We start from the raw sequence: 19,592 nt of genomic DNA on the forward strand, positions 1-19,592 counted from the left end.
TCCGTGCATCCTGCTGTCGCACAACTGAGTTCGCTCATGCCACCGCCTCCGCTGCCTCCGGTAGCGGCTTCTCCCTGGGGCGACATCGAGCGCGCCATGGGTTTCCGCCTGCCCACGGACTACCGCGACTTTATCGACCTCTACGGCGAGGGACAGATCAATCAAGAGCTCTCGGTGTTCTTTCCGGCCCACCGGACAGGAGATCGGCCCTCGCTGACAGCGCTGCTTGATCGCAGTCGCCAGCTCAAATCCTTCGGCTTCTATGAGGCATTCGGTTCCGATGATGGACCGGCACGCACTGGAACCCCACCGAATCCCGGCGCCTCCGAATCCGCTGAACTGCTCGTATGGGGCAAGACCTGGAACGGGGACCTGTTCTTCTGGGCACCGGTCGGCGAGGACCCCGACGCTTGGCCCATCTCCATGCATCTGCCTCACCTGAACGCCGGAGACCGCTGGCGCCGGTTCGATGGCGGAATGGCGCAGTTCCTGACCAGCGTCGCGGACGGCAGCTTCACCGACGCCGCAAGGTTGATCGGCGGCCGCCCCGGCCCAGCGCGGTGGAGTCGGCTGCGCGACTGGGAATATGACTACGGCAAGCCGCCCTCCGCGGTATTCAACGCCTTCGACCAAGTCGATGGCCAAGGAAATCCGTATGGCCGGCAGATACGCAGTGGTTCACCCATCCCGCTATGCGACTACGGCCATGCCGGCGGTGATCAGGCCTACTTCCGGTCCACCGGTGAACTTCGACCCCTCATCGGCCTGGATCCCACAGGCACACAGATCCAGCTCCATGGCGGGAGCCAAGCTCCGGGAATCGCCTACTTCCTCTACGGCACAGTTGATTTCGGCGCCGAACATATTCCGGGAACCGTTGGCGTCGACATGCTGCGAGACGGCGAGCCGATAGCCTCGGCGATGATCGACCGCACCAATCCACAACACGCACACGTCGCTGTAGAGATCCTGGTCGACGCCGACGCCGACGCCGCCTCAGTGCAATTGCGAGTTATCGCAGATCCCACCGCTATCGGGATCACGGTCGAGAACGTCTACCTCCGCGCGACGGGCACACTACGGACCGAGTGACGTTCGATCACTGTGCCTGCCAGGTGGGGCTGGCAGGCACAGTCCCGATTCTTCAGCGAGTGAAGAAGTTTCGAAACACCCTGTGGTGCAATATCTATCGACTCTGCTCAGCAACTTCCGGATGAGCCGGTGCAGATACGCGGCTGCTGAGGCGGGTACGGCAGGTGGCCGTGCCTGGAGTCACGCGGAGAGTGCCCAGTCCAGTTCGGCGGGTAGCCGGGGGAGGGCGGGGCGGGGTAGGGGTCTTGCCCTCGGGACCAGTTTTGATCCGCAGACGGCCCGGAAGTTGGGTCGCAGGCCGTAGCCTCGGCCGGAATATGTGTCATTGCCACGGATATCAGCGAAAGTGCGACAATGGCACACATCCTGGCGGTGATTCTCCTGATCGCGGGCATCCTGGTGCCGAACATCGCGGTTCCCTTCTATTGGACCATGTTTCGCAACACGTCACACGCCGCGAGCCTATGGCGGTCGGTCCCGGATGGCGATCTTGCACTTTCCACTCATGGGGAGTCGAATCATGTTCCTACACACAAGACTTCGTCAGTAGTCTCCACGAAACGACTCAAATGCGACATGTGATCGAGTCATCAAGGGGTCCGCACATCAGCGTGTTACGTCACTGTGACGTATTGATCGAAACCCGCAGCTACATACGGGCTTTCGCTGAACGATGCCCGGATTCGGGCGCACTCGACGTTCACGCGCTGCGCTTCATTGCTATCCGAGACAAGCCGGAGTGTGCATTCAATGTCAGTGAGAGGCGAATTCGTGTCCTGCACAAGCGAATTCATGCGCCGATAATAGATCTTATGTCAGGTTGTAGCTCGGGAACTCTTCCGGTATTCGTCCGGCGTCTGCCCGGTCCAGCGACGAAACGCCCGTCCCAGAGTGCGGTGGTCACTGTAACCGAGACGTCCCGCGATCGACTGCAATGGCAATTGAGTGTCCTGCAACAACCGAACAGCCTGCTCATGTTGCACCGCCTCGAACTCCGCCCGCCACGTCGTACCGTGCGCGGCGAGGCGGCGCTGGAGTGTGCGCGAACTGACCGACAACCTGTGCGCCACTTCATCGAAGACCTGACCGGTTGATACACCAGCGGCCAGCACGTCGAGCACGACAGCGCGCAACGCGTCGATCTCACTTCGCGCCGGCCGAGCGGAATCGATGATCGACTGGGCATACAGTCGCATAATCCGCCCGAACTCGGGATCGCGTGGCGAACGCACCACGGCACCTTCGGCTTCGTGAAAAGTCAGCGTATCCGCGTCCTGGTCGAAATGGATATTGCTGGTACCGAAGTGGTCGACGAAAGCGCCGTGATGCTGCGGTGCGCGGTGCGCGAATCCGACACGAACAGGTGTGACGGCGGCACCCCTGGCTTCCCGCGCCCGCCGCATCAGTACCGCCATCGCGAACTCGCTGGTCTGCGTATCCACCGCCTCGCGATCGGTGTTTCCGAAGTAGCCCACCGTAAGTAGCGGTCCGTCCTCGGCGACGTGCAACATCAGCGCGGGGTCGGCGATCGCCGTGAGGTACGCGGCAGCATCGCTGAACCCTTCGGCCAGCGTATTACCGCCGGTGATCAGGTAGTCCCATACATGCAGCCGGCCGAGCTCGGCGGTGGCAGCCACCCGAAGACCCGTGTGGGGACCGCCCGTGGCGTGCACGAGCTCCCACAATCGGTGTTGCGCGGCGGTCGGAATGCGGCCTAGATCATCTTCGAATGCGTCCGAGTTGAATTCGGGGATCGACATGATCTCCTCACGTGAGAGGCCGAACTGCACCCCCGCATCACGCACCAACCGCGCAAGATGCACCGAGACCGTATCTTGAATGACCGCGGGAGCACACGTAGCCGAAGGTTGCACCCCTGCGGTATTCGCTGCGCGCGGCGCGAACACCTGGTCCCGTGGCAGCCCTGCGGTGACACTGCGACTCCGCACGACGGAAGAGGAGTTCGGTGCCCATCCCGTGCTGCTGATCCGGCGTCCAGAAAGCTCTGCCGGACAAGGAAGAACGAGTTCTGCCCCCAGATCGAGGGTATCGGAGGTCACGAGACTTCCTTTCCTGCCACCCATGTCACGCCTCTCCGATCGGTAAGAATGGTTCAGGAAATTGGCTGCGATAGGTCGGACATGGTGGACGGTCGCACGAAAGCCCCGGCGACGGCGGCGGTATCGGCTCGAGGGCGTTGCCCACTCGGGATCACCGGAAAGCACGCAGCGAGATCTTTCGATGCGCGAGTGACCACAGTCAGGTCGTAGTCGCTGGCGCGACGGCCGATTTCGGCGACCGACAGCTCGGCAATGTGCAGATCTCCGCCCACGGCAAAGAATTTGGCCATCCCGTGGTTGAACGCCGTGCGCTGGTCCACGCCGAACGCCCGTCCACCTGCTGCTTCTGTGCCATGTCAAAACCCTAACGACGACCCACCAACCAGCGCTTCTCGATTTCTGACCGGTCCACCCCTGGTCATCCAGCGCTGACCAGGAACTCACGCAGCCCCGCCGCGGGATTCACCCCGATCCGCGAGAACATATAACCGACGATCGCCGTCCCGAGTCCGGGGTGAGAGTTGCCTCCCGAGCAGATCACACAGCCCGAAGTTCACCGCCCGCGGTGTAGGTGGCGGGATCTGAATCCGGCGCCGCGTAGGGTGATCGGACCCGAGCTCGCTGGTATCGCGATGACCGGGTCCACCTCACCAGCATGCACTGAGACACCTGCGATCTCGACGTTCACCGCCACCGGTGCATGGTCGTCGGCGCTCCCTGCCGGGACGTCTTCACCACCAGCTATCGCCGCCGTCGAAGACGTCCCCGAGGACATCAGCGGCCAGAATCCCACCCCCGACCCCCAGCGCGATCTGCACTGCCCCGGAAAGGAAATCACTCCCACCGGACCGGCGATCATCAGCATCGCCCCGCTGCTGGTAGTCCAACACCTGCTGCCGCAGCTGAACATTCTCCTGCTGCAGCTGAGCGATAGCCTGATCCTGCCGGATCAGCATTTGCGCCATCGCAGCGATCGCGCCCGGATCGTGGGCGACCCGCTGCTGGACGAGAGCCTGCACCTGAGGGTCTCGCGGCCCCTGACGGTCGATCTTCTGAAACAGCCCATCGACAATCTGCTGTGCCTGCGAAGTATTCATCTCCGGTTCCTTCCCGTTCTTCACTGACCGCTCATCCGGCCCGAGTACACGGTCACACCAGCTGCTGACAACCCACCGACAGCCCGCTATTCCAGTCCCCGCAACAAGATTCAGGGAGCTTTCACCGCGGGAATCGGGGCAGCGTGACCTCGTGGACCTCATCACCCTCTTCTGGCCGGTCCACCCCAGGTCATCCGTCGCTGACCAGGAACTCACGCAGCAGCCCCGCGCGGGATTCACTGCAGGCGTCGAGCAGCCAGAGGGCCAGCGACAGACCGCACTAGCCCGCACCCAGCACCTACACCTGTGTCATATGTCCTGCCTTCCAACAGTTCTGGCCGTTACCGGGGAGCTATGCCGTCAGTGTCGGTGAATAGGTAGCCCGGGTGCATCGGTGGACGCGGCGACGACCTACGGATAGGTGGTACCGATGAATGTCTGCCGATCACACCCACGGGCATACTGGACAGTCGCTAGGCTCTCCGGTCATGCCGGGCAGACCTGATTTCTTCGACACTGATACACCGACGGTCGACGGCGAACTCGGCGGTCGTGATCGCGAGCTGGAGCGGATCACCACACTGCTGTCGGACTCGGCACGGATGGTCACCCTGGTCGGAGCCGGCGGCATCGGAAAGACCCGCCTCGCCGCCGCGGTGGCCCGCCGGATTCGCAAAGCCCGACGGATGCCGGTGCATTGGGTGCACCTGGCCCGGCTGGCCAAGGACTCGAGCGCCGCATCGATCGAGGACGCGATCCTGTCCGTGGTCAGCGACGGCGACTTCTCCAACCAGTCCGGGCAGCAGGCGCTGCTACACGCACTCGGCCGATCCGACGCAGTCGGGCGGGCCCTGCCCACTGTGCTGGTACTGGACAACTGCGAGCACGTCCTGGAAGGAGTCGGCCAGGTAATCGCCGAACTGCTCGAGTCGATCCCCGGGTTGCAGGTGCTGGCCACCAGTCGCACGGCGGTCGGATGGGTCGACGAGCACATCGTGCCCATCTCGCCGCTGCCGCGCCGCCAGGCGCTGGAGTTATTCCGGCAACGTGCGGAGCTGGCCGGTCGTCCCGTGCTGGACCGCGATCAGGCGTTGGTGGAATCGATCTGCAGGCATCTCGATAACAACCCGCTGCATATCCGGCTGGCCGCCGCGCGGCTGCGGTACCAGCCGCTACCGATGATCCTGCGCGAACTGGACGGCGCTCTGGAAGACCGCCGGTTGCGCTGGTCGCCGGGATTCCGGGTCGGCGGTGCCGAGCGCCATCGTGGTATCGACGCCGTCATCGGTTGGTCGTTCGAATTGTGCGAGGCAAAAGAACGCCTCTTGTTCGCGCGAATGTCGGTCTTCGCCACCGGGTACGACATCAATCCGGACGATATCGATCCCGACGACCTCGACAGAATCGCCGGGCCGGACGTCGGTGCCGACCTGGACGCGATCGAGGTGGTCTGCGCCGACACCGACCTGGGCGGGCTGGCGCGGCACGAGATCGAAGGATTGCTCGAGCAACTGGCCGATCGGTCCATGGTGTCCATTCATGTTGGCACGGACAGCGTTCGGTACTCGCTGCTCGAGAGCTTCCGGATGTTCGCCGATGCGCGACTGCGCGATCCCGACGACGGCGAATGGCTGCGGTTATCCGGGCGCCATCGCCGCTACTACCGCGATCAGATCATCGCGGTGAGCCAGCAGTGGGTCAGCGCGCGGGAGCAGGATCTTCTGGTTCGCGCCCGCGCGAGCTGGGACAACATCTTGTGGGCTATCGAGGGCAGTCTGTCCGACCCCGACGAAGCGGTGATCGGCCTGGAAATCGCCGCCGGGCTTATCGCCCTGCGCATTCCGTTTCTCCGTGGCTGCCTGCGGGAGTCGCGTGGCTTGGCCGAACGCAGCCTGACCGCCGCACAGCAACTGGGCCGGTGCCCGGTAGAACTGGAGGTATCGGCTCGCGCTCTGATCGGCTCGCTCAGCATGTGTCAGGGGCTGCCCGGCGAGGCCCAGAGCATGCTGAACGATTGTGTTGCCAGTTGCCTCGAACCGCAGGCGCGAACGACCTGGCGCGAAGACCCGGCAGTCGACATCGGGCTACCGGCACTTGTCGAATACCTCTGGGGCAGTGTGCTGATGCTGCTGGAGTGTGATCCGCAAGCCACGGTCGTGCTGGCGCGAGCGCGGGCCAAATTCGATGTGGCGGGCGATCCGGGCGGGATGGCCATGAGCGGGCTGTTCGAGGCTTTGGCAGCCGGTTTCCACGGGACCGCGCAACAGGCACTGGCAGTGACGCGCGGGCATCTCGATAGAATCACCTCGTCAGGGGCGCAGTGGGCGATCTCCTGGGCACAGTATGCGCGTGCGATCGCGGTGTCCGAGCACGGCGATCCGAATGAAGCTCTGGCCCTGTGTGATTTGGCGCTGGAATGGCAGATTCCCATGCGCGACCACTGGGGCGGAGTCTGGGGCCTGCATGTTCGGGCATGGATCCTCGGCCGCATGATCACCAACCACGGTTCGGACCAGGACGTGCCATCGGAGCGGATCGCGCAGTGGGCGTTGGAAATTGCCAGGCTCGAGGGTGACGCGACGGCGCTGCGCGAGCAGTTGTGTATCGACCTGAGCAACCTTCGGCCTGTCGCGAAGCGATCAGCCGATGCGGTCGATATCGCCAGGAATATACTGGGGCACAAGGCTTTCGAAGCGGCGGTGCACGAGGGTGAGACAGCACGGAAGACCTTATGGCTCGCTGCCGGCGATCGCTCCCTGGACAATCCCGCTGGGGACCGGGGGGCTGGTTCGAGCAACCGCGATGAGCGCTCGGCGCTGTGGGACGAACTCACGCTCAGCGAGCAAGAAGTAGCGGTGCTCGTCACCACGGGACTGACCAATACTGCGATAGCCGCCCGGCGTGGCACATCCCATCGGACCGTGGATTCCCAGGTCGCGTCCATCCTGCTCAAGCTGATGATCAACTCTCGCAAGGACATTCTCCCCCTGCTTCCCCCCACGCACCGAGATCGGCCCGGCAAAGCCGCGGTCGGCCCGACGCGATGACCGGCATACCTACCCGACGAACCTAGGTGCACCGAATCCCACCAGCACCGTTGGAGTCTCGGAGACTGTGCGTTCCCATTCGGCGTTCGGTGCAGGAACCGGCCGCCACTCAGCGGGCCTCAAGCGCGAGCCAGGGCCCGGAATCCCGGCGACATCGGGATGTGCGGCAGACCTGGGCGCAGCACCACGCCCGCGTCGGTGGTGTCGACGTTCGCCTGCGGGTAGACGACCAGTACTCGCCTGAGCGATTCGGTGAAGTCCCGACGGAACTGGTGGCGACGACGACGGTCGGAGGAGTCTGCGGCCGAACCGAATTGAACCATCAGCGACTCCCACGGGACCGTGGTCTCTCGCTTCACCGAGAACATGCGGTAGGTGAGCCAGGCATAGATATCCAGACGCAACGCCGATCCGCCGAGCGCCTTGATCGCGTTCATATCCAAGGGCACCGGGTGCGCGGTCACCTCGCGGAAGAACTCATCACTCAGCAGCACAGTCGAGGTGAAAAGTGAGGGATGCCCATCTTCCGGCTCGCTACCGCACCAAATGTTGTACGCACTGGCGACCGACAATTTCGCGCCGATCCGGCGGTTCGCGTCACCCTTGTACTCGATGGTCAAGCTGGCATTGAACAGACGGTGTGACTGGTTGCGCATCCGCGTGAGCGACCCGTTCTTCCCACCGGTCGCCGTCAAACCCATCGAGCCCATGAAGTCGTTCAGACTGTCGCCGAGCACGATCTCCTTCGACCCGGTGCGCACGGCCTCGGTCGAGAGAAAAGTCAGGATCAGTCGTGGCATCGTCCCGAACGGATAGCCGATCGAACTGGTCTTATTGTTGTGATCGGTGGTCATGCCCGGCTGGACCGTCAGCGACAGGTCACCATTGCGACGACCCCAGGCCGGGACATCACCGGGATCCCGGTACGGCAGCGACGTCTGCGTGAAAACGCGTGCCAGGTAGCCGACTTCCTGCTCGCCGTCCCAGACTTCGGCGGCAGCGCGGACGATATCCAGCGGACTGCGTTTCGGTGGCACTCCCCCAGCATCGCATGTACGCCACGGACTTCCCTCAGTTGGGAATACCCGGTCCCGGCGCTACGCATATCCTGCAGACACGCACGCATATCTTGCGGACACGTGGCGGCCGGGCACTGAGACCGACTTCCCGAAACCGGTGTGACCAGCGCGATTACCCCCGCCGTCGAGACTGGTCGCGCGCATATCTTGCGGACGTCCGCCGGTCAGCCCCTTCTCCCCCACCCGCAAGTTCGGGGATCAGCGTCCGCGAAACGAGTCGTTGCAGCTGGTGAGGGCACCAAACACCGTGCCCAGTCCACCGATCGGAACCGGCCGAGCATCCGCATACCTTGCGGACATTTCGAATATCCGCAGCTCAGGCCACGCATACCTTGCGGACATCGGTGGAACGCCGCCCGTATCTCGCGGACCGACACCTCTCACCACCGACACACGCCGCGCCGTCGCCGCACGCATATCTTGCGGACACCCCACGCATATCTTGCGGACATCAGAGCCGAAGTCACGCATATCTTGCGGACAGTGGATAACTCGCGTCGGCAAGATATGCGCACCGAGTACCTCTGCACCGCAGCCAGATCCGGCCGTCATCGCAGATCAAGATATGAATCTCACCGCGACACGCTCAGCGTATGTAAGCAGAAACGCCGAGCTGATGCGCATATCTCGCGGACGGTGAAGGTCGTGAGTTATCCACGCATATCTTGCGGACATCATGAACGAGACCTGTGGATAACTAGGGCGTCGAGGGACGTTGTCCACGCATATCTTGCGGACACGGGCACCGGCGTTTTCCCAGGACGGCACGCATATCTTGCGGACACCCCACGCATATCTTGCGGACACCGATCCCCTATTTCCCCAGGTCATGCAGACAAAATCCGGCCCTCATGTAGTTCTTCTCCTAGAAAAGAATCCTGTAGTAAGCTCAGCGTGGCTGTGGATAGAGACCCCCGACCCAGCCGTTCCCCCAATGCCGCAGTACCCCCCGGTCAACGCTGAGATTTGCTCAGCTCGGCCGTGGTCCACCACCGTCCTGAGCTGCTGACACCGCGATCAGACCACGTCAGCCGGCGTCCGGTTTCTCAGCGAGCCAATTTCGAAGAACTCGGTGCGCAGTCATGTCGACACCACGACCGATGCCTCCGAAAGATGACCGTCCACGGCATCGAAATAGGTTGCGCGACAGTGGTGCTGATGCCGTGATCGGGAGCGTTGGGTCCCAGCCAGCATCCAAGCCCGCGCTGCCATCGCGTCCGTGTGCCCGGAAGCGATGGCGGCCACCACTTTGTTCGGCTGAGGAGGCGGGTGAGGCGATGACACCCGGAGCGCAAGGCGACTCCAGCTTCGGACTGGGCACCGACGGCCCACTGATGATCACGGTCGGTGTCGACAGGTCGGAGTCCTCATGGCGGGCAGCCGCTTACGCGGCAGGTCCCGCGCGGCGACAGCATGCCTGTGACGTCCCCGAATACCGTCTCGTGAGCTCGGTCGCCATGCGGCTCGTAAGATCTGGGCGCTGGCGGTGACCGTCGTGCCGTAGCGAATTGCGGATATTGCTGGACAGATTCGCGGACAAAGGGAATTACGGGTGTGACGGAACTTCGCAACGAGACGCATGAACGGGCCAGCTGGGCGGAGTTGTTCTTCGACCTGGTGCTGGTGTTCGCAGTGACCCAGGCCGCGCATATGCCGGTGGCGGAACAGAGTTGGGCTGCTGTGGGCCAGACGATGCTATTGCTGGCGATCATGTGGTGGTCGTGGGTGGGGACCACGCTGGCAGTGCACGGGATCGAGGATTCGGACAGGCAGCGGATCTTCTTGTTCGCGTGCGGTTTGTGCGTGTTCGTCATCGCGATCAGCGCACCCCACGCGTTCACCGGGTACGGCCCGCCGTTGGTACTCGCCGTGGCGCATCTGGTGTTACGGCTGCTGCTGTGGGATGCGATGCGGCGCAAGGAGGCGTTCGGGCGAGCGGGGGCTCAGGGCAATTGGTTCAACCCGTACACCGTGACACTGATGAGCGCCCTGCTGCTGGTAGCTGCTGCGGTGGTGCCCGCGGGCGGAATTCGCAACGGGCTCTGGATCATTGCGGTCTTACTGGCCTTCGGCGGTCCGGCTCTGCTTGCGCGGCGGCTCGGGACCGTCCAATTCGGGGCGACGCACCTGCCCGAGCGGTTCGCCACCTTCGTCATCATCGCGCTCGGGGAGATGGTGGCATCTGTGGGCTCCCAGGCGGCGGAGGCCCATCTCGGTGTGGTGTCCTGGGGCAGCGTGGTGTTGACCTTCGTCCTCGGCGGCGGGCTGTGGTGGCTGTACTTCGCGTACGGGTTTTCGGCCGTGGAGCATTCGCTGCGCACCAATCAGGTGCGTGGCACCGTGGTGCGAGATGTGCTGAGCTACGGGCACTTGCTGCTGGTGATCGGCCTGGTCCTGGTTGCGGTGGGTGCGCGCACCATGGTCGAGGAGCCGACGGCGATTCCGCACGGGGCCACCGGATACCTGCTGCCGATGGGTGCCGCACTCTACGTATCGGCATTCTGCTTTACCCGCTGGCGGATGTTCGGCGCGGCCACAGTGGGCCGGGCCACTGTCGCAACGGTATTCGCCGCCTTGGCCGTCGCCGCACCGCTGCTGCCCGAGATCGCGATGCTGTCCATCGTGACCGTGATTCTCCTCGCGCTCAATGGCTACGAGCACTGGACGGTATCGACAGGACGGCCGCTACTACTGCTCCGCCGACCGGCGGTCTAGATGAAGTCCGGGCTGGTGCTGCGAGCCCGGATCATCGTGCCGGCCGCTGACGGGGTGGCACACACGGAGATCGCGCGGCGGTACGCGATCTCGCGACAGACGCTGTCGGCGACGGCGAGTCATGGACACCGCCACGAATCAACGACCGTCAGTTTGATCTGTTCGCCGACAGCGAGTTGGACGAACGCACCGCAGTTCGATGAGTTGATTCACGATCTGCGCGCACGCTGACTCAATATCGGTCAATACCCGCCAGCTGTGTCACCTTCTCCGCCAATTCTGGAACACATTCCTTTCATTCATGTACTGTTCCGTTCGCCGGTATTACTCGATCGGCCCTTGCATACTTAGAACAGGAAACGCTATGGCTCGCAACACTATTCGGAACATCGCCTCGATCGGCCTCGCGGCCATATCGATCGGTTTGGCAGGGGCCGGGACTGCTGCGGCAGCACCCGTCTTGTCCGAAAGCCCGTCGGCCGGCACAGTGGCCGGCAGTACCGGCACGGGCTCGGCGACCGGGTCTGCCAGCGCGTTGGGGTGCTTCCTGGATAACTTCCTGTACGACACCGAGCCCCCGGCCCTGTACGCACAGTGTCACGCGACGGCCTGATCTCTGGCGTCAAGGAAGACCCGGGGCCGGGACCTTCGGACGACTGCCGTTTCTCGGCAAAGGAGGCTCGAAACTATCCGGCATTCGGCATCACAGTGAGTTGGCTAGACATTCCCAAGGGCGGTCGTCAACGGCCGCAAGAGTACTCGCAACTACCGCTTGATTTCGATCCGGCGGCCGCCACCTATGCCGCATGGCCTGTTCGATCGGTGTGGTGCGCAGCGTAACAGTACTTTGAACGCATCAACTCTTGATTCCACCAAGAGTTGATGCTATCAATTTCCGTGCACAATTTTAGCTCAGAGAACGAGTTCTTCCGAGAATTCGGCATGACCGCAATGAAATTGCAGACCGCATTTGCCGACCACGTGGGGATGAGCACGCTGCGGCTGCGACTACTGATGCTGCTGCGGTGGCAAGGCGAGTCCAGCCACAGCGATCTTCGGCAGGCGCTCGGCACCGACACCGCGAGCATTACACGGCTGGTCAAGCAATTCGAGGCCGATGGACTGCTCGTCCGGCGCATGGACCCAGACAACAACCGTTACACCCTGACCGCACTGGCTCCCGCCGGCGAACTGTTCGCCGACGAGCTCGACCGGGCCCAGCAGGACTATCAGCGCCGACTGCTGTACGGCATCGGTATCGAGCAGCAGCAGAGCATCCTCGACGTATTCCGCCGCGTCCACGTAAACATTGTCGTCGCGAAAGAGCAACCCTGACCGCGGATCCGCGGGCCACTGCCCAGCGCATGTACAACGCCTTCAGCACCCGCCCTTCAATGAGAACGGCGAATAGCCGAGAGGCACCGACGCCCACATTCTGCAAAAAATCGTGATGTAGTCCGCGGCGAGATCCACGAATTCCACTGCTGGCGAACCGAATACGCGGAGGGCTTCGATACGAGTGAACCCACCCTCAAACCGGGCCGAACCATCTCGAGCCGCCGCAACCCTGCCTTGCGCGCTGCCCCAATGGCCGCTTCGGTCCTGGCACACCGAGTTCCCCGTGGCGGGCTGCGGTCAGGCGATGGCCCCTGACCAGGAACTCACCATTGGCGCCCAAGTACAGTTGCCGCCGTCAGTAAGTAGGCGACTGCTTGCCGATTACCCAGTCAATGCCCCGGACCCTTCGCACGAGGATCTGGGGCATTGCCTTCTCGCGGGAGCCTTGTGCAGCCCATACGCCCCGAGGGTGCGCGAGCAGCTCTGTCATAACCCGGCCCACACTCAGTCGAATTCTGAGTGCTGAGAACGAGCCGCAACCACCAGTGGGAACAGCTGCCAGTTCGGGCGTGACGTCATAATTACATGTGATCTCAGCGTTTCCGGAAGAAATGGCCGCTCTCTATCCCGATATCAAGCGGGCTGGGAATCTTCGGGAGGCGATGCAATGCGCGTTGAACGACAGCGGAACCGACCTGGTCGCGGCAGTTCACCCGGCTCCAGAATGGCGTTCGACAGCCACCGTCGTTGAGAGCGCAACCAGAACCTCGGACACTCATCTGGCCCGGCGACAGCGGCTCTTCAATATCGAATTCTCGGAACGCGGAGTCTGCATGGCCTCCGGCAGCACGACCGAGTTGGCGACGTGCGTGGGCCCGGTCGTCGCCTGGCAGGCGGGTGCTGACCTCGAACAACTCTGCGCTGCCGCACCATTCATACGTCCCACAGCACTTGGTCTGGCCTTCGAGCAAGGCACTGCTGTGGAGTTCATCTGGAACCAGTTCCTCGAATCCGAGTATCACGACCCCGCCCTGCTCGAGGCGGCCTACGCACAGCCCGCACTCCGAGCACTCCGCCCGTACACCTCCATGAATGCCCTGCACTTCAGCCGCAGCACTCGTTTCCCATTCACCACCGATTTGCCCTTCGTGATTCCCAGGGACGAGGGCGGATACAGGGTCGTCTGGCAGATCGAGTCATCCTCGATGGATTCCTGGTGGTTAGACCTACAGCGAGTCGATCGGGATTTCGTCAACGCAGAAACGGTCGCCGATGCCATCGCCGTTGTGCTGGAACACCTTCCCGACGGTTGCGGACCCGCCATCGACGGAACAGCACGAGACCTCGACAAGCCCAACGCCATATCAGGTGAAACCCACGTCCCCGCTGACCACGACGTCAGCAAACAGGCTGAGCCCGTTCGGGAGTGAGCAGGGGGTCCGGCTGCCGAAGCCTCTTCCTCGTCAGCTGGGTCGTCCGGAAGATGTTGTCCTCGTGATCCCTCACAGGGATTGTTCCCAGCAACCAGACCGGCGATGACTTCATCAGTTCATAGCCGCTGCACATCCGAACCGGCCCCGCCGCTACAGGCAATCACAACGCGAAGGCAGCTTCGACAACCAGTTGACCGCGAAGAAACCCCCTGGTTGTCGGCACCGTTCCCACCGATCGGGGCCCCCGCGGAGGGCACCGTTGAACTGCCCAGTGCTGGCAACCGAGCGCTCGAAACAGCGAAACAGTCTGGATACCATCCTCGAGTGGCTGCCCTAGGAGAAGAACCTGCTATCTCCGAGGCGGTGGCTAAAGTAGGCCGGGAAATCGCGGGCGAACTCAGCTCACTCTTGGACAGGGCGGCGGACAGTAACAGAAAATTCGCCAGTGCAGTAACCCGCAAGCTGCGGGCCGAGCTGGATGCGAGATTCGCGCCGGCAATCGACTTCTCGAAAAGGATCGATGAATTCCATCGCGGGGCGGTCGAGGAGTTGCGATCCTCAATCCTTCATCAACTCGATGGAGTAGCAACGGAACTCGGAGAAGATCCGATGGAATTCCGCAATGAACTCGTCACGCGTATGAAACCGCTCGTGATCGGCAAACCTATTGCGACGCGGGTGCGCCCAGAAACATTATTAAAAATATTACACGATGGTCGCTACAAGACGAATTTCGAGGTCAGCGAACACGGCGGAGGAGCCGACCTTACCAAACGGGCCAAATACGAGCATCTGTGGTTCGGCTGTGACCCAACCACCTTCCCGCCCGAAATGCGTCGCGTGTACGGCTACGTGCGAGTGAGCGGGGAATATCCGGCGGCGACCGGTCCGTACGGCATCGGAGGGTGGATGAGGACGGGCCCGGCTCCTGGGAGGTTGCGATCGGCGACAGCGATTTGCTCAGCGCCTACGGCGAGTGGGAGGTGGTCTGGAAGCCAGAAGTTGCGCAGGAGTCCACGTTCACCATAGGAGACAGCTGGAACGGGCGAGCCTGGGTCTTCCCTTCACGGATTCAGGACCCGCGTCCCGAATCCTTCGGTATTATTCCACATTTGGATTCCCGGCTCGGCCGGCTTTTGCCCGGCGAATTCAAACTTACTCCAACGAACTGGGACTATCCGCTCAGAATGCTAGACAGGTTATATCATTTGCCCTCGTTCACCGCAATGGAATTCATAGAAGCTCAGATTCCAGGTCCGCGGACAGTAGCCCATATGGACCTGGTCAAAGCCCCTGTCGAACCGACAACTAAACTCGATCGCGAAATCTGTCACGAGCTCGATGGCGCCGACGTTCCCTGGAAGGTGCTCAATAACGAAACCATCGCGCGTACCGGTAGCCGGGAAGAGCGGGCCGTCGCCCGGGAAAGGATAAGCGAGCAGATCCGTTGGATTGACAACAGACTCGTGAACCACATGCGCAGAACCGGTGAAGGCCCCGGAAATCCAAGAGTTGATGCGGCCTACCAGCAACGACAGATTCTCGATCGGGAGCTTCACATGCTGAAAATCCGCCGACTGGCATAGGCAGTCGAGTCTGCTCCGTACGAACCGTGGTGGGCTGGCAAGCATGTCAAGGGGCGGAATGTAGCGGCCATGTCGCGCACGCTGGGAACAGCTCGGCGCGGCCTATGCCCCGAGCAATACCGGAGTGCCATGGCCCAACGACCCGACTTGAACCTGCGACACCGAGACCGGTCGCCGGTCAGTCGAGGGATCCCGCTTGTCGCGTAGCGGGCATGCGGCGAGCTTCAGCGGTCAGCAGGTGCAGCTGTTGGGCCAAGTAGTCGGCCTCGGCAGGGGTGAGCTGTAGCCAGGACCGTTCCCCTACATGCAGCTCGATGGCGTAAGACACAGGTTCGCCGTCGACACTGTCGGTCCGCTCCAGCGAGGTCGTGAGCGGCCACAGACCGAATATGCTCAATGGCTGATTCGATTTCAACCCCGTGTGGACCTCGAACCCGTCGGCCGCGCGAGGCCCGGAATCAAGGTGATCGAAGTGCTCCACGCACCAGGAAGGGCATTGCCGTTTCTGGTTGGCCGGGGCATCGCTCACAACGGTGAGCATAAGCACACAACACCATAATCAACAGGAATCGACGAGACCGGCCCCAGCAGCCCAGTCCGATGTGCGTGTTCGGAGAAACCGGTCCTGCTGAACGTTTGACACAAAGCGGAATGTCCACGAGCACCTCCCGAACTCGTGGGAACGAGCTGCGGCACCTGGTCGACTCCCCCGGCTCGTCGGGCTCGGAATGATCATCCGGAAGATCACCGGCCAACCCCCTGTAGGCGGTGGCGCTAATGCTCGCATGGCGAGCAGTGAGGGAGTTTGGTCATGGAAATACCCGTCAACGAGAAGCTCTGCGCCCGTGACGAATTCATGGGAAGCGAGCCGTGTGACACTCAGTGGGCGGACGCGCCTATGTCTGCGGCGGGTTGATCGGAGCGTTCGGGAATCACTGCCCGGATGTGTCCGCGCCGCCCTCTGAATCATCGAGCGGGTTTTCCGGGAGCATGTAGAAGCGCACAGCCATGGTCCGGGCGCCCGGCGGCGCGTCTTCGACGGGGCGCAGGTATTTGCGGAGCAGGGCCTGATAGTCCTCGGCGAACTGGCGAACCTCCTCCTTGGTCAGGTGCGCGCGGAATCGATCACCGTCGCACCATCCGTCGGCGGTGTCGTATTCGGCGACGAACCGTAGATAGAGCTCGATGTCACGGCTGACACGCAGGTTCAACAACTCGTCGGCGGCGGCGAGCTCCTCGGGGGTCATCTGGGAACGCGGCGGGTTGCGGAACACCACATTGCAGGCGCGCCACCACCGGGAACGACCGTCGGAACGTTCGGCGTCCTCCTCGATGAGGTGCTGTTCGGCGAGTTTGCGCAAGTGATAGCTGGTGGTTCCGGTGCTCTCGCCCAGTGCCCGAGCCAGCGAGGTCGAGTTGGCCGGCCCGTGTTCGCCCAGGTGGGACAGGATGCGGCGGCGAACGGGGTTGCTCCAGGTCTGGTAGAGGTCGATCCGCTCGGCCGGGCTGTTGCCGATGCGTCGTTGGCCGGAGTCGGACATATGCCGAGCAGCGGACCGAATGCCGGTAAAGCGTGCTTCGGTATCGGTCTCATGCAGGTTCCGCTTCCCGACGGCACGCTCGTCTGGGGCAAGACCGGCCAGGACATGGGCTACTACAGCGGCGTATTCGCCACCCGTGATCTGCGGCGAATCCTGGTGTTCTCGGTCGGTGTCACCGACATTCGCAGCGAAGCCGCATTAACCGTCGAACAGCGTCTGGCGGCAGCCATAACTCAGCCGTAGGACGCCAAGGAACTCTCGGGAGCAGGTAGCGCCTGGGCGCGGCCATCGGAAACGGATCGGACGAACCCCAGAGCTCCGGTCCCGGCCTGCGGGTTGAGCAGGTGGACGACGGGGCAGCGGCCGAAGCCCAGAATGCGGCGCCGGTTGAGAATGCCGGGTGTGGCGCAGTAGACGATCATGCGCTGGCCGGTATCGGAGACGTGCAGGATCTGGCATTCGAATTCGACACGGCCGAGGGCGGGTAGTTGAGGCGGACGTTGATGTCGTGGTAGTCAAACCGCCTGAGACGCGACATGGGCGCTTATGCCAGATGCGGTGCCAGGATCGCTACACCCGCTCGTACAGCGTCCCAGTCGGTGTCCTCAACCTGTCGCGCCAAAGCCTGTGGCAACCACAGGCGCCGCTTGGCCTGTTCGCGGGTCAGGCCCTCAACATCGAGCACGATGCCGGGTGCAGCGCCGGTAACAACCAGCCGGTCCACACGCTCCTGCATAGCCTGCAACAGCCGATGATCGAAATCGGTGACAGCGGCGATGAATTCGCTTGTTTCGACCGACGCTCGGCCCGATAGTGGTGCGGCGAAAGCGATCTGGTCGTCGGGACCGGAAGCGAACTGCCACGCCACGCTCACACGGTCGTCAGGATCGACAGTGCGCCACCACCGGAATGCCCCACCGGCCCGCAGATACGCGGTGTCGAAGCAACGCAGGCGCCGCCCTTCGTAGGCGGGATCGATCGCCGGGTTGTCTAAGACATCCGGATCGCTGATGTCGGCCCAACCTTCTCCACCACCGGCGAAGAACTCCGCCAGATCACCCGGCACGGGCTCGAGAACCTGGGGCAGGACCCCCAACATGTCCTCCCACAGCCGCACTACGTAGTAGTCCGCCCACCGCGGCACGGTCGGGTCCTCGCCTAGCAATGCCTGGGTTTGCTCGGTATATCGGAGCAGCTCGATGCCCGCGACTTCCAGGCCGTACCACCCCTGAGTGAGCCCGAACCAGTGCAATGTTCGGTGCTCGCCCCACGGAACGACCTCGTCGATGGGCGCCAGCTCGAACGGGATCCGCATCATGTCTCGATTCAACCGATCGATCCGCATCCTGTCGACCGAGTATCAGGTCGTGCACGGCAGCGGTGGCTCATCCTTCGCCGCGAGCATCGGGATCGCGGCGGGCGGTGGATGCCGCCGAGGTCGGGTGGGTGGAAGGTCTAGTGAACTCGACGAGACTCCGCTGTCCTATCAGATCAGCGCTGCCGGCTACGTGTTCGCGGGGCCGGCCGGGTGAGATCGAAGCGCTCGCTCGGGCTGTGGCCACCGATCCACACCCTGAGTTTGTTGCTGCGGGATGCGATTTCCAGGTTGTAGCCGCGTGGACGATCCTGTCCGAAGGCAACTTGCACCCAGCATCACGCCACTCCGGACACGACGATGCCGCCGGACGAAGGGGGGTAAGCCCGGCGGCATCCGCATCAACGACACGCAAGCGCACCGAGTTGCCGGGCCGAGACGATCGGAGGGGAGATCATTCGACCCACCCAAAACCTACGGGCAGACCCTTCATTGCGTGAAACACATTGCCTCCCAACCATGGAAACCCATCCTTGCAAGTCGATGTACTCCCGCGGAGAACCCGGCACCGTCGGCCACACATCACCCAGATGTCGATTGACACCGGAGACAAGCCCAGACCAGGGAACCGATCGTCGATCTGGGCCTGTAGCCAACGAATCCGGCACCGGAGCCAGCGTGCGAGCCCATCAGCGGATCCTCCTAGGCCTTGCCGATCACCCGGCATGTAGTTGCTGCAAATGATTCGGATGTTCGTGCCGCCCGCCGAGCACGCAATCTGAACTGACGATCCAGCGCAGCTACTGCGCTAACGGCATCTTCCAGCAATCCGCATTGCTGGCTGTAGCCAGGTCCGCAGTCACCATCGCTTGGGCCACAGTGCCTTTCGGGAACGGCGGCGTGAGAACGAAATAGGCCACATACTGATCATCCTGCTCACCCGGAGGCACATGACATTTCGAGCGTTGATCCGCCGGTTCGCAGTCGCCACGGCCATCGGTTCCGTGTGCGACGAAAACTCCGCCGATTTCAGCGCACGAGAGGCCCGCCGGCGCCGGCGCCCCCGGGCCGAGTGGATCGGTGACCGCGCCGTCATCCTCGGCAGACTGCCCTGCCGGTGCGCTGCTCGATGAGTTGTGCGAGCCGCAGCTCGAGAACACTGCGAATATCACGACGACAAATACGACAAGGCCGAGCAACCCAGCGACCGGGCGAGGCTTTTTCTTCTCGGACAACGGATTCCCCCTGAGATGTGGCTGATATCGGTTCAATCCCGACCGGGGCTCATG

The 19,592-nt window shown here is 62.8% G+C and carries 17 protein-coding genes and 2 pseudogenes; 11 read left to right on the forward strand and 8 right to left on the reverse strand.

Features of this window, described 5'->3' with window-relative positions; all coding sequences use genetic code 11:
- The first annotated feature begins 96 nt into the window (after window positions 1-96).
- Window positions 97-1,092 carry a hypothetical protein gene (locus OG326_RS41980; protein ID WP_327146978.1) on the forward strand — a complete coding sequence of 332 codons (996 nt, stop codon included), beginning with the start codon at window positions 97-99 and terminating at the stop codon, window positions 1,090-1,092.
- 815 nt (window positions 1,093-1,907) lie between these two features.
- On the opposite strand, the gene OG326_RS41985 is transcribed toward OG326_RS41980, so the two are convergent.
- Entirely contained in the window at window positions 1,908-3,317 is a 1,410-nt protein-coding gene (locus tag OG326_RS41985) for a helix-turn-helix domain-containing protein (RefSeq protein WP_327146979.1), read from the reverse strand.
- Window positions 3,318-3,883: 566 nt separating this feature from the next.
- Complete coding sequence (locus OG326_RS43130; protein WP_442791107.1) at window positions 3,884-4,411, reverse strand: DUF2076 domain-containing protein; 528 nt, start codon at window positions 4,409-4,411, stop codon at window positions 3,884-3,886.
- A gap of 440 nt (window positions 4,412-4,851) precedes the next feature.
- Between OG326_RS43130 and OG326_RS43135 the strand changes: the two are divergent.
- Together OG326_RS43135 and OG326_RS41995 are read left to right on the forward strand one after the other, a co-directional pair.
- A pseudogene (locus OG326_RS43135) lies at window positions 4,852-5,157 on the forward strand (LuxR family transcriptional regulator); the annotation flags it as partial.
- A 39-nt stretch (window positions 5,158-5,196) separates the two neighbouring features.
- Window positions 5,197-7,296, forward strand: a complete 2,100-nt coding sequence (locus tag OG326_RS41995; protein WP_327146981.1) for an ATP-binding protein — start codon at window positions 5,197-5,199, stop codon at window positions 7,294-7,296.
- A 119-nt stretch (window positions 7,297-7,415) separates the two neighbouring features.
- On the opposite strand, the gene OG326_RS42000 is transcribed toward OG326_RS41995, so the two are convergent.
- Window positions 7,416-8,333 carry a replication protein RepA gene (locus OG326_RS42000; protein WP_327146982.1) on the reverse strand — a complete coding sequence of 306 codons (918 nt, stop codon included), beginning with the start codon at window positions 8,331-8,333 and terminating at the stop codon, window positions 7,416-7,418.
- Between the two features lie 1,319 nt (window positions 8,334-9,652).
- Between OG326_RS42000 and OG326_RS42005 the strand changes: the two are divergent.
- The 6 genes and pseudogenes from OG326_RS42005 to OG326_RS42030 form a co-directional block, all read left to right on the forward strand.
- Window positions 9,653-9,793 (forward strand): annotated as a pseudogene (locus OG326_RS42005) (universal stress protein); the annotation flags it as partial.
- A gap of 136 nt (window positions 9,794-9,929) precedes the next feature.
- On the forward strand, window positions 9,930-11,090 hold the full coding sequence (locus tag OG326_RS42010) for a low temperature requirement protein A (RefSeq protein ID WP_327146983.1): 1,161 nt from the start codon (window positions 9,930-9,932) through the stop codon (window positions 11,088-11,090).
- 942 nt (window positions 11,091-12,032) lie between these two features.
- Window positions 12,033-12,425 (forward strand): MarR family winged helix-turn-helix transcriptional regulator, encoded by a 393-nt coding sequence (locus OG326_RS42015; protein WP_327146984.1) that lies wholly within the window; start codon window positions 12,033-12,035, stop codon window positions 12,423-12,425.
- A 590-nt stretch (window positions 12,426-13,015) separates the two neighbouring features.
- Window positions 13,016-13,858, forward strand: coding sequence for a DUF6193 family natural product biosynthesis protein (locus OG326_RS42020; protein WP_327146985.1), 843 nt, complete (start codon window positions 13,016-13,018; stop codon window positions 13,856-13,858).
- 327 nt (window positions 13,859-14,185) lie between these two features.
- Window positions 14,186-14,890, forward strand: coding sequence for a hypothetical protein (locus tag OG326_RS42025; RefSeq protein ID WP_327146986.1), 705 nt, complete (start codon window positions 14,186-14,188; stop codon window positions 14,888-14,890).
- Between the two features lie 245 nt (window positions 14,891-15,135).
- Window positions 15,136-15,447: a hypothetical protein gene (locus OG326_RS42030; RefSeq protein ID WP_327146987.1), complete on the forward strand. Its 312-nt coding sequence runs from the start codon at window positions 15,136-15,138 to the stop codon at window positions 15,445-15,447.
- Between the two features lie 178 nt (window positions 15,448-15,625).
- Here the strand turns inward: OG326_RS42030 and OG326_RS42035 are convergent, their stop codons facing one another.
- Window positions 15,626-15,976 (reverse strand): DUF6907 domain-containing protein, encoded by a 351-nt coding sequence (locus OG326_RS42035; RefSeq protein ID WP_327146988.1) that lies wholly within the window; start codon window positions 15,974-15,976, stop codon window positions 15,626-15,628.
- A 403-nt stretch (window positions 15,977-16,379) separates the two neighbouring features.
- Window positions 16,380-16,988, reverse strand: a complete 609-nt coding sequence (locus OG326_RS42040; protein WP_327146989.1) for an ArsR/SmtB family transcription factor — start codon at window positions 16,986-16,988, stop codon at window positions 16,380-16,382.
- Between OG326_RS42040 and OG326_RS42045 the strand changes: the two genes are divergently transcribed.
- Window positions 16,989-17,231 (forward strand): hypothetical protein, encoded by a 243-nt coding sequence (locus OG326_RS42045; protein WP_327146990.1) that lies wholly within the window; start codon window positions 16,989-16,991, stop codon window positions 17,229-17,231.
- Here OG326_RS42045 and OG326_RS42050 read toward each other — a convergent pair.
- Both OG326_RS42050 and OG326_RS42055 read right to left on the reverse strand, forming a co-directional pair.
- Window positions 17,222-17,410 carry a hypothetical protein gene (locus OG326_RS42050; RefSeq protein WP_327146991.1) on the reverse strand — a complete coding sequence of 63 codons (189 nt, stop codon included), beginning with the start codon at window positions 17,408-17,410 and terminating at the stop codon, window positions 17,222-17,224. The two genes, OG326_RS42045 and OG326_RS42050, sit on opposite strands and share 10 nt — an antisense overlap.
- 122 nt (window positions 17,411-17,532) lie before the next feature.
- Entirely contained in the window at window positions 17,533-18,306 is a 774-nt protein-coding gene (locus OG326_RS42055) for a DUF5984 family protein (RefSeq protein ID WP_327146992.1), read from the reverse strand.
- Here OG326_RS42055 and OG326_RS42060 point away from each other — a divergent pair.
- Entirely contained in the window at window positions 18,305-18,520 is a 216-nt protein-coding gene (locus tag OG326_RS42060) for a hypothetical protein (RefSeq protein ID WP_327146993.1), read from the forward strand. The genes OG326_RS42055 and OG326_RS42060 overlap by 2 nt on opposite strands.
- Before the next feature lie 583 nt (window positions 18,521-19,103).
- On the opposite strand, the gene OG326_RS42065 is transcribed toward OG326_RS42060, so the two are convergent.
- The gene (locus OG326_RS42065) at window positions 19,104-19,538 is read right to left on the reverse strand and encodes a hypothetical protein (protein ID WP_327146994.1); all 435 of its coding nucleotides are present in this window, start codon (window positions 19,536-19,538) and stop codon (window positions 19,104-19,106) included.
- Between the last annotated feature and the right edge of the window lie 54 nt (window positions 19,539-19,592).

Origin of the sequence: Nocardia sp. NBC_01327 (assembly GCF_035958815.1) — a bacterium.
Taxonomy (GTDB): domain Bacteria; phylum Actinomycetota; class Actinomycetes; order Mycobacteriales; family Mycobacteriaceae; genus Nocardia.

Coding starts and splice junctions, on each gene's coding strand:
- OG326_RS41980 (WP_327146978.1), top strand. CDS start 97: ATGGGTTTCCGCCTGCCCACGGACTACCGCGACTTTATCGACCTCTAC.
- OG326_RS42030 (WP_327146987.1), top strand. CDS start 15,136: ATGGACCTGGTCAAAGCCCCTGTCGAACCGACAACTAAACTCGATCGC.
- OG326_RS42060 (WP_327146993.1), top strand. CDS start 18,305: ATGTCTCGATTCAACCGATCGATCCGCATCCTGTCGACCGAGTATCAG.
- OG326_RS42050 (WP_327146991.1), bottom strand. CDS start 17,410: ATGATCGTCTACTGCGCCACACCCGGCATTCTCAACCGGCGCCGCATT.
- OG326_RS42015 (WP_327146984.1), top strand. CDS start 12,033: ATGACCGCAATGAAATTGCAGACCGCATTTGCCGACCACGTGGGGATG.
- OG326_RS43130 (WP_442791107.1), bottom strand. CDS start 4,411: ATGAGGTCCACGAGGTCACGCTGCCCCGATTCCCGCGGTGAAAGCTCC.
- OG326_RS42055 (WP_327146992.1), bottom strand. CDS start 18,306: ATGATGCGGATCCCGTTCGAGCTGGCGCCCATCGACGAGGTCGTTCCG.
- OG326_RS42040 (WP_327146989.1), bottom strand. CDS start 16,988: ATGTCCGACTCCGGCCAACGACGCATCGGCAACAGCCCGGCCGAGCGG.
- OG326_RS42045 (WP_327146990.1), top strand. CDS start 16,989: ATGCCGAGCAGCGGACCGAATGCCGGTAAAGCGTGCTTCGGTATCGGT.